Annotated in this window: 7 protein-coding genes and 3 tRNA genes; 4 read left to right on the top strand and 6 right to left on the bottom strand. The window is 55.6% G+C overall.

What is annotated here, in order from left to right; genetic code table 11:
• Nucleotides 1–499: 499 nt before the first annotated feature.
• From JE47_RS0118275 to JE47_RS0118260, 4 genes are all read left to right on the top strand, one after another.
• Nucleotides 500–589: transfer RNA gene (locus tag JE47_RS0118275), tRNA-Leu, on the top strand.
• Nucleotides 590–596: 7 nt separating this feature from the next.
• A tRNA-Val gene (locus tag JE47_RS0118270) sits at nt 597–671 on the top strand.
• A gap of 19 nt (nt 672–690) precedes the next feature.
• A tRNA-Phe gene (locus tag JE47_RS0118265) sits at nt 691–766 on the top strand.
• A gap of 160 nt (nt 767–926) precedes the next feature.
• On the top strand, nt 927–1616 hold the full coding sequence (locus tag JE47_RS0118260) for a CPBP family intramembrane glutamic endopeptidase (protein WP_031461131.1): 690 nt from the start codon (nt 927–929) through the stop codon (nt 1614–1616).
• Nucleotides 1617–1901: 285 nt separating this feature from the next.
• Here the strand turns inward: JE47_RS0118260 and JE47_RS0118255 are convergent, their stop codons facing one another.
• From JE47_RS0118255 to JE47_RS0118230, 6 genes are all read right to left on the bottom strand, one after another.
• Nucleotides 1902–3074 carry an ArsA family ATPase gene (locus JE47_RS0118255; RefSeq protein WP_031461130.1) on the bottom strand — a complete coding sequence of 391 codons (1173 nt, stop codon included), beginning with the start codon at nt 3072–3074 and terminating at the stop codon, nt 1902–1904.
• 68 nt (nt 3075–3142) lie between these two features.
• Nucleotides 3143–3529 carry an FmdB family zinc ribbon protein gene (locus tag JE47_RS0118250; protein WP_031461129.1) on the bottom strand — a complete coding sequence of 129 codons (387 nt, stop codon included), beginning with the start codon at nt 3527–3529 and terminating at the stop codon, nt 3143–3145.
• Between the two features lie 12 nt (nt 3530–3541).
• Nucleotides 3542–4852 (bottom strand): pyrimidine-nucleoside phosphorylase, encoded by a 1311-nt coding sequence (locus JE47_RS0118245; RefSeq protein ID WP_031461128.1) that lies wholly within the window; start codon nt 4850–4852, stop codon nt 3542–3544.
• A 35-nt stretch (nt 4853–4887) separates the two neighbouring features.
• A complete protein-coding gene (locus tag JE47_RS0118240; RefSeq protein WP_031461127.1) occupies nt 4888–6519 on the bottom strand; it encodes a bifunctional ADP-dependent NAD(P)H-hydrate dehydratase/NAD(P)H-hydrate epimerase in 1632 nt (543 codons plus the stop codon).
• A 4-nt stretch (nt 6520–6523) separates the two neighbouring features.
• Nucleotides 6524–6937: a holo-ACP synthase gene (acpS, locus tag JE47_RS0118235; protein WP_031461126.1), complete on the bottom strand. Its 414-nt coding sequence runs from the start codon at nt 6935–6937 to the stop codon at nt 6524–6526.
• 8 nt (nt 6938–6945) lie between these two features.
• Complete coding sequence (locus tag JE47_RS0118230) at nt 6946–8361, bottom strand: hypothetical protein (RefSeq protein ID WP_031461125.1); 1416 nt, start codon at nt 8359–8361, stop codon at nt 6946–6948.
• Nucleotides 8362–9093: the final 732 nt, after the last annotated feature.

The following is a 9093-nucleotide window of genomic DNA, read 5'->3' as shown; positions in this document are numbered from 1 at the left end:
GGAGTCATATGGTGGGGAAAGACTGATGTACGGACACAGCGGCGCTGCACCCTGATCGATTTTCTTCTGCGGCAGGATGACTCGGATAGGCGCTAAGAGCCTTTTCCATCCATCATCACCTCACGACAGATGAACCTGGTCAGTAGGGGCGAGGTGACGCCACGTTCCTATCAGTACCCCGCCAACCAGCGCATCGACCGTGCCCACGCTGCCCACGCCGCAGCGCCGCCATCAGGTGCATTTTGTGCTCAGCATCGCAACAGAGCGGCGCTGCACTTCGACCTATCTGCTCATCTCGATAACCCATCCTAATGACTGAAATCGCCCTAAATCCCCCCCTATCAAGGGTTGGTGAGGAGACAGTCGTGCTGCTACGACATACACTGACTTCACGTGAATCGATCATTTTGCGCAAACGTGAAAACATCGAACCCACCAGAACATTCCCATCCCATTTGACAACTCGCTAGCGATTTCGTATAATAGCAAGGCGTTAAGCGCCCAGGTGGCGGAATTGGCAGACGCGCTAGGTTGAGGGCCTAGTGAGCTAACCACGCTCGTAAGGGTTCAAGTCCCTTCCTGGGCACCAGACGTTGGGGCGATTAGCTCAGCGGTAGAGCACCTCGTTTACACCGAGGGTGTCGGCGGTTCAAATCCGTCATCGCCCACCACAACATTGTATGGCGGCTTGCCAAGATAGCTCAGTTGGTAGAGCATCGCGCTGAAAACGCGAGGGTCGCCGGTTCGAGTCCGGCTCTTGGCACCACAATGCATGATGCCCACTCGAATGATCGAGTGGGCATTGTAGTTTTCCAGTCCGCTATCGTGACCAGATTACAACGTTTGTTGTGTACCATTCTGCCACAATTGCCCTTTCGTCGCATACGATAGGTAAGCTAGCAGCTTACCGAAGCGCGGAGGTGCTTATGCGTGTACCTGCATCTGTACGTCCAACCGGATCGTTGTTCGCCGATCCCCGTATCCGTTGGGGAGGAGGATTAGTGGGAGCAGTCTGGCTCATCGGTATTCTCGGCGGGCTCACGGGCTTGACGGAATGGCCTGCACTCGTGGTTTACGTTATCGGCGGATTGGGAGTTGCCGTTATCTTAGGACGAACCCAAGGCTGGGCAACGCTAGGAGTAACGAAAGCCAACCTGCGTGCAGCAACGCTTTGGGGTGGCGGGATTGGTGTCGGGCTGATGCTCCTGGACTGGATTAACACCTTTTTCTACTATCGCGGTGGTGGTGCACCGATGGAAGCCATGGAGACCATTCTGGTTGGAATGGGCTTCCTGTACCTCTTCCCAGTGTTGGTACTGGCCGAGGAATTTCTCTGGCGTGGTGTACTGCTATTCGGTCTGCGCGATTCAGGTGTGAATGCCCATCTGACGGTTGGCTTGACAACGCTGTTTTACGCACTGAACCACCTGTTTGTAGCGCCGGTGCCACTGTTTGAACGCTGGTTGATGGTGGGAATGGCACTTCCCATTGGTGTAATCGGAGGCTATCTGGTACTACGCACCCGTAATGTTTGGGCAGCAGTGTGGTTACACGGGTTGAGTCTGGTGGCAATGGTCGCTGACATCTTTATCATTCCAGGACTGGCACGCGGATAACTCGGTCTGGTTAGAGCGCTGGTAGTACGATGACCATGTGATGTATCCACATTTTGTGGATACATGTGGATACAGGCCCAATATTTAGTATCTCGTTTGAGAGAGCAAGGTGTTGTTGCAATGACAATGACACCTGCATCATCGGTGGGGCGTAGCATAACTACACCCCACCAGCCCAGAAGGGATCTCCGCGAGTGGGTCAGTAACCCGCTGCTCCTACGGCGGCGGCAGCGATGATCGGCGAGCAATATCGTTGATCATCAAACGCGCCCTGAAACATCCCCATCAGGCAGCCACATCGCGACGGAAGATGACGCGCAATGAAGAGTCTTCAAAAAAGGCATCTTGCGCCCGTAGACGGGCCAGCGATTGGGGCAACACAATTCGGTGGCGATGCCACCCCACCGAGATAAGCAATTCATCATCACTTTGCGCTAGATGCACCTGATCCTCAGAGGCAAACGGCAGCGGGACGATCAGATCGTAGCCATAAGAGGTCTTCTCGACCCGTTGCGTCGGTCCCTGGTAGAGGAAAGTGGTCGGATCGCGATCAGCGAAGAGATGGTCGGCTAATTCATTAAGGAGTTCGGCACCGACGATCTCTTGCGAAAAATGGGGTGCCCGCAGGATTGGCAACGGCTCGAACATCTCTTCAACCAGGGGCGCGTATTGCTGCTGCATCGCACGCCATTGCGCAAAATGGGCATCAACGTCGGGAGGTAAAATCCGATTGACAATAATTGCATCGACCGCATAGCCAAACAAACTGAGGTAAGTCAGTGAGCGCTGGGCTTCGCGAATCACCATCTTTTCCAGGTTCATAACGATGCGGGCCGTGCAAATCTGGTGATTCGTCAACAACTGACGAACATCGATCAGGGCATCAATAGCCTGTTGGGCCGAGGCCAGCACGTCGTCGTCGGCAATCGGCATATCGGTGACTCGTCGTGCAACGGGTCGCACTACGCGGAGCAGCGCACGGGCAATCGGGAAGAGACGGGCGATCCACCAGCGCATCACATCAGGGAGTGACAATAAGCGCAGTGTTTCGCCGGTGGGTGCCGCATCAACGACGATCACATCATACTTCCCTTCGTCATAATGGCGCTTGATCTGGAGTAAGCTAAAAAGTTCTTCCGTACCGGGAATAACCGACAACTCCCCCTGAGCAATTGTCTCGACTCCTTGCCACGCCAGTAGATCGGCCAGATAGCGTGATACGGTACCCCAGCTTGATTCAAGCTCATGAAGGGCATTGATCTCTTGCGCCCACAAATTAGGTGCTACTTGAAGCGGCTCTGCCCGTAGATCAACACCGAGCGAGTCTCCCAACGAGTGGGCTGCATCGGTCGAGAGTACGATTGTTCGATATCCTAGTTGGGCGCAGCGGAGGGCGCTTGCCGCTGCAACACTGGTTTTGCCGACGCCGCCCTTGCCGGTGTAGAAGAGGATTCGCATACTCGACCGTTCATTCTAGGCAACTTTGCTTTATCATAGCGTTAGATTGTCTTTTATGCAAATGGTTATCAGGCCCACCCGAGATCATCGGGCTTATCGCCCGATTTCCGCACATCATCTTCATCCTTCTTCCCACTCAGCTCTTCTTCAAGCATCTGATCAACCATCTCATCCCAATCTTCACCAGCGTCTTCACCCAACTCTTTGCCCAGGCGCTTGGCCCAACGGGCAATCGAACGAGGATCACTCTCGTCCAAACCCATGAAATTTGACGGGTCGGCCAGTGACTCGAGACGTTCATCCTCGGACTTGAGAGTAGCGAAACGCGAGATTGCACGTCGCACTTCGGTATTCCCGCAACGAGGGCAGACTAAGCCGGGTGGATCGCTAAATCCACGTACCAGTTTTTGGAACTGACCATTGCAGGCTGGACAGAAGTATTCATAAATCGGCATGGCAACCCTCTATCAGATGTCACGAATAATGTCCTCGACTAGTGGTAACGATGGTGGTGGTTCATCATGAATAGTATAGGCAAAACGGATACGTTCAGCAATCTGCTCGACATCGACCTGACGGGCTGCGTGAATCGTCAGTAATGGCTCACCGGCGGCGACCTTATCACCGACTTTAGCGTGTAACACCAACCCAACCGCGTGATCGATAATATCTTCTTTACGCGACCGCCCACCGCCCAACGCATTCACAGCCAGACCCAAGACCTGGCCATCAATCGCAGAGACAAAACCGCTACGTGGAGCCGGAAACGCCACCTGCACTGGGGCAGTAGGCAGATGTTCGGGTTCATCGATCACCGATGGATCACCACCCTGGTTAATAACCATCGCTCGAAACTTCTCCCAGGCCGCGCCACTTTGCAGGGCTTCAATGAGCACCGCACGTGCAGCATCAATATCATCGCGCAAACCGGCCATGCGCACCAACTCACTCCCCAGTACCAGTGATAGTTCGACCAAATCGGATGGGCCAGAACCACGCAGTGCAGCGATGGCTTCCCGTACCTCCAGCGCATTCCCTATCGCAAAACCGAGCGGCTGCTGCATACTGCTGAGAACAGCAGTCACTTTCCGTCCGGCCTGACGCCCAATCGCAACCATCGTTCGTGCCAACTGCCGGGCATCGGCGAGCGTCTGCATGAATGCTCCGCGCCCATATTTTACGTCAAGCACAATACAATCCGCACCGGAAGCCAGTTTTTTGCTCATCACGCTGGCAGCAATCAGCGGAATCGACTCAACTGTTGCGGTCACATCGCGAAGGGCGTAAAGTTTTTTATCGGCTGGCGCCAGATCACCGCTCTGCGCAGCAACTACCAATCCCAGTTCACGGACGGCACGCCGAAACTCTGCTGCACTCAGATTGGAGCGAAAGCCAGGAATGCTCTCAAGTTTATCAATAGTACCGCCACTGAAACCGAGACCACGACCACTCATCTTTGCCACCGGCAAGCCTACCGCTGCGACCATCGGCGCCACAACGAGCGTTGTCTTATCACCGACCCCGCCGGTTGAATGCTTATCAACGGTTATCGGGGCGATGTCATGCAGATCGAGTGTATCGCCGCTATTGGCCATTGCAATGGTCAAATCGGCTGTTTCGCGGTCATCCATTCCCCGCAGTACAATAGCCATTGCGAGTGCGGCCATCTGATAATCAGGAATATCACCGGCGACGTAATGTTTGACCACCCACTCGATTTCGGCGGTGGTCAAAGGGCGGCCATCGCGCTTAGCCGCAATTATTTCCACCATTCGCATGACTACTCTTCCTTTCTGCATCCTGGCCCGGTTTCTTAACCGGAGCGTACCTCTTGTATCACTAGCGGTAAGAGCGGCAACAAATCACCGGCAATCACACCGGCATCGCCAAAAGTAGCTCGTGCTCGTGCGCCAGCCGCACCGTGTAGATAGACACCCAACGTTGCAGCAGCGAATGGTGGACAGCCTTGCGCGATCAAACCGGCAATTACTCCAGCCAATACATCACCCGATCCAGCGGTTGCCAATGCCGGATTCGCCCCATCGTGGATCATCGTTCGCCCATCTGGCGACGCGATCACCGTCGTCGCCCCTTTAAGTACAACGGTTTGCCGCCAATGTTGCGCCGCTTCTGCTGCCGTCTGAACCAGATCGGCAGGCAATTCAGCCACACCTAACAGACGCCGCATCTCACCGGGATGTGGCGTAAGAACACAACGCTCAGGTGGTAAACGTTCAAACCATTGTGACGCACCGGCAAGGATATTCAGGCCATCGGCGTCGATCACGGTATGTGGCAATTCAACCGTTTGCTGTGCCGATTCTGGGGTCATTTCACCAATGGCTACAAAGCCGACGCGGGTCCGACTCCGAGCCTGATCAAGCCCAAACAAACGTAATACCAGCTTGCGGGTGACTTCAGCCTGTCCTAAGCCTGGGCCGATCAGCAATGCCTGATAACGAGGTAAATGTTCGGCCAGATCGTCGATTGCAGCCGGACCAATTGCCCCCCAATCACCTTCGGCGACTGGCAAAAGCGTAACTTCTGGCGGCAAGGTCGCTAGCGATAATACCGTGCGACCGGTAGCCAGAGTCACCAAACCGGCGCCAGCGCGTTGGGCGGCTGCGCATGCTAAAACCGCTGCACCGGGATAATTAATGGAACCGGCCAACACCAGGACCTTACCGAATATACCCTTATGGGCATCAGCCGGACGGGGTGGCAATAAGGCACGTGCATGCGAAGTAGTTAACAATTCGCTCATCGTCAGTGCTCGATCGAGTGCAGATAATCCGATAGGAGCCACAACAATCTTGCCCGCAAACCCACGACCGGGCCAGAGCAATAATCCACGCTTCATCAAACCGGTAGCCACAGTCAGATCGGCTCGAATAGCAACGGTAGGTATCTGTCCATCATCGGCGGCTACCCCGCTCGGTAGATCGATAGCCACTACCCGCAACTCAGGACGGCGAGTACGTGCGGCATTCACTGCCTTAATAATCGTTGCCAGATCGTTCGTTGGCGGTCTCCCGCCGGTCCCTAATAGACCATCAATCACAACAGCCGCCGTCGCCAGCGCCGAAGCAAGCTGAGAACCATCAGAATCGGCAGTCGAATATAGCTCAGGAATATTGCGGGCACGACAGGCCAGGAGATTATCATCTGCACCAGTTCTGCGCCAGATATACAGAACAACCCTAACCCCTGCATCAGCCAGATGGCGTGCCGCAACTAACGCATCGCCACCGTTATTGCCAGGACCGACAAAGACTAATACGTGTCGATCAGCCGGCAATGCAACATGTTGACGCACTGCCAGAGCGACACCGGCGCCAGCCTGTTCCATCAACGCAGCCCACGTCGTTCCCTGCGCAACAGCCGCCTCTTCTGCCGCACGCATCTGACTGGCGGTTACAACAAATGGCAATATCGTTTCACTCATACCTTCAACCTGCCCAACCAACCACGCTAGCGATAGCCAGTTCATTCGTATGCGACAGACTTACGACCAACGCTCGAATACCCAACGCGGAAGCAGTTTCAGCGGCCACCCCTGATAGCCGCAGCAGAGGGCGACCGGTAGCATCACGTATCACTTCGACTTCCTGAAACCCTGCACGTGGTTGATCGGTAACGGCCAACGCCCCCAGACCGCGCAAACCAATCCCCAGCGCTTTGGCACAGGCCTCTTTGGCCGCCCAACGCGCTGCCAGCGCTTCATAACGGATTCCCGCCGGGGCTGCGATACAATCAGCTTGTTCAGTTGCCGTATACACTCGGCACAAAAATCGCTGACCGTAACGCATCACCGCTCGACGAACACGCGCCACCTCTACCAAATCAACCCCGTGATACAGCATACACCAGCCTACTGTGTTCCTATCAGCGAAACTTCAGCCACCCGCGAGTCATAGTCGTGACCGTTGGCATAGATCTCAACACTGCGCAGATAGCGATAATCAGGTAACCAGTTTTCACCACGTAAATCGACCTGAAACCGGCTCCAGGTTGATGGCTCTACTCGCTGATAAAAGACCCCATCTGCACGCACGCGCAACGCATCATCACTGGCAGCAGTGTAGATGCACACAACTCGCTCCTCATCAGGATCGGACGGACTGCTACGACGAGCAATGATCCGAATCATGATCGGGCACTCAGTACCACGATCACCGGCTGCTGGTAATGATTGATAATCTACCCGTGCCCACAGCGAGAAGATGAGCGAGCGGAACTCGGACACGTCAATCCCTGTTCCCTGAACCCCCAACGCCTGACGAATGCTGGTGACAAAGCCGTTAGTCTGACCACCCATACGGTAAAACCAGGCCGCAGTACGAAAATCTTCAATCGGGCAAACGAGCGTATTATTCGGTGGACGACAAATCTGCGCCAACCGAAAGAAGCCGCGTTCGGGAAGAGGCAGACTCGGTGTACCCGAAACCTGCCATGTCGTTGAGCGCGGAAGGGTCGGATCATCGGTACGAGTGGTGTTATTGTACTCAATTTCGGAAAAGCGCGAAAAACCACCGTCACGGATCAATTCCCAGCGTGCCGGTACCGGCAAGCCGGGCATACCTGCTGGATCAACTTCAACCCGCTGCCCAGCCACCAGGTGGATTGGTTGACCAACCATACCTGTCACGATAGCCTGACCACTGCGTACCGCCACATCGGCCACCAGAGCAGGACGACCATCACTACGCATCACACGTCGCTCTGGTGGAGACAGTCCGATACTATAACTGCCACCAGGCAACAGTACAACCTGAGCATCACCAATCGTAACCCTTATATTCACGTTGTGAAAGGGCTGATCGGCTCGCACATCGTAGCGTACATAACCGTTAAGCTGCTCGATGGCAATTTCTAGCGTACCACTATGCCAGCGTGTCGTGCGAAGTGATGTTAGACGCACATCTGTTCCCGCCCAGAGATCGAGTTGACTCCCCTCAAACAAACGTAACGAAGCCACCTGACCATAGCCGGCATTGGGTAAAGCGCGCACTGCGTCGCCTTCATTCAACAGTTGTTGATCACGTACACCCTGAAAAATGGTACGACCGGCTGGTTGCCAGACAATGCTCTCGCTTGTGCCACGGACTACCAACGTTGCCGTCTGCGTATCAGTCGCCGTCAGATACCACTGCCAGACGCTGAACATCACGCAGGTAATGAGAGCCAGAAACAAACCAAAGAAGACGAAAAGGGTCAGCCAGGCAATCCGCAACGTGCGGCGCTGAGCGGCTAATCGGTCATCTGTGAATACCATTGATGTCTTCATACCTGCAATTATACTCGAAGCAATCAAGCGTGTGAGAAGGAGGTGATTCTGAGAGCGTGGTCAGAAACTCGTGGTTTTGATCAGGCGCTCAGCAGGAGTGTGGGCTGAAGGGGTGAGAAACTACGAGACTCATCAGACACTTGGTCTTGTGATGAGGCGCGACCATGACATCTCCAGAACGGTGAGAGGAACAGTGTTGAAAAGTTGAGGATGTAGAGCGATTTCAAGCATTGGGACGGGGTCTCGATAGGCATGGTGATCCTGTCATCGCTTTGAGGCGTAGGTCTCAGGCACAACCACCAGCGGAGCCACCATCACCCGTGCGCAGCACCCAACGCCACGAGTGCATCCCCCACTAGCGCAGGCTGATCTCCCCCTGCGCCACCGACGACCGGGCGGAACCCCCGACGGTTCGGCATTGTCGATCCGCGTGCCGACGGCTCCCATCTACCGCGTGACCACCGCCACCACCAGATCCTGCCCGGCAACGGCAGTTGGCCGCGCTGCCCAGCCCAGCCCATCGACGTGCATTGGCGAACGCCCGCTTCGTCCCACAGGCACAGGAGGCAGATCGGTCAGCAGCACCCACGGTTCCGCGTGGTCGGCCCTCGCTGCCATCGTCAGCGGACCCGCCACCCGCTGCGGGACGTGCGTGACGGCGCCCCTGGTGCCCTACCCATCCACGCCGCGGTCCGAGTGCCAGGCGCTGCACCGGCTGGCGTGCCTGACCGG

Source organism: Chloroflexus sp. MS-G, from assembly GCF_000735195.1.
Classification (GTDB): domain Bacteria; phylum Chloroflexota; class Chloroflexia; order Chloroflexales; family Chloroflexaceae; genus Chloroflexus.
This window is presented reverse-complemented; position numbering and strand designations above follow the sequence as displayed.

Excerpts from the sequence above, each read along its gene's own strand:
- JE47_RS0118260 (WP_031461131.1), top strand. The coding sequence starts at position 927 with ATGCGTGTACCTGCATCTGTACGTCCAACCGGATCGTTGTTCGCCGAT.
- JE47_RS0118255 (WP_031461130.1), bottom strand. The coding sequence starts at position 3,074 with ATGCGAATCCTCTTCTACACCGGCAAGGGCGGCGTCGGCAAAACCAGT.
- JE47_RS0118250 (WP_031461129.1), bottom strand. The coding sequence starts at position 3,529 with ATGCCGATTTATGAATACTTCTGTCCAGCCTGCAATGGTCAGTTCCAA.
- JE47_RS0118245 (WP_031461128.1), bottom strand. The coding sequence starts at position 4,852 with ATGCGAATGGTGGAAATAATTGCGGCTAAGCGCGATGGCCGCCCTTTG.
- JE47_RS0118240 (WP_031461127.1), bottom strand. The coding sequence starts at position 6,519 with ATGAGTGAAACGATATTGCCATTTGTTGTAACCGCCAGTCAGATGCGT.
- acpS (WP_031461126.1), bottom strand. The coding sequence starts at position 6,937 with ATGCTGTATCACGGGGTTGATTTGGTAGAGGTGGCGCGTGTTCGTCGA.
- JE47_RS0118230 (WP_031461125.1), bottom strand. The coding sequence starts at position 8,361 with ATGAAGACATCAATGGTATTCACAGATGACCGATTAGCCGCTCAGCGC.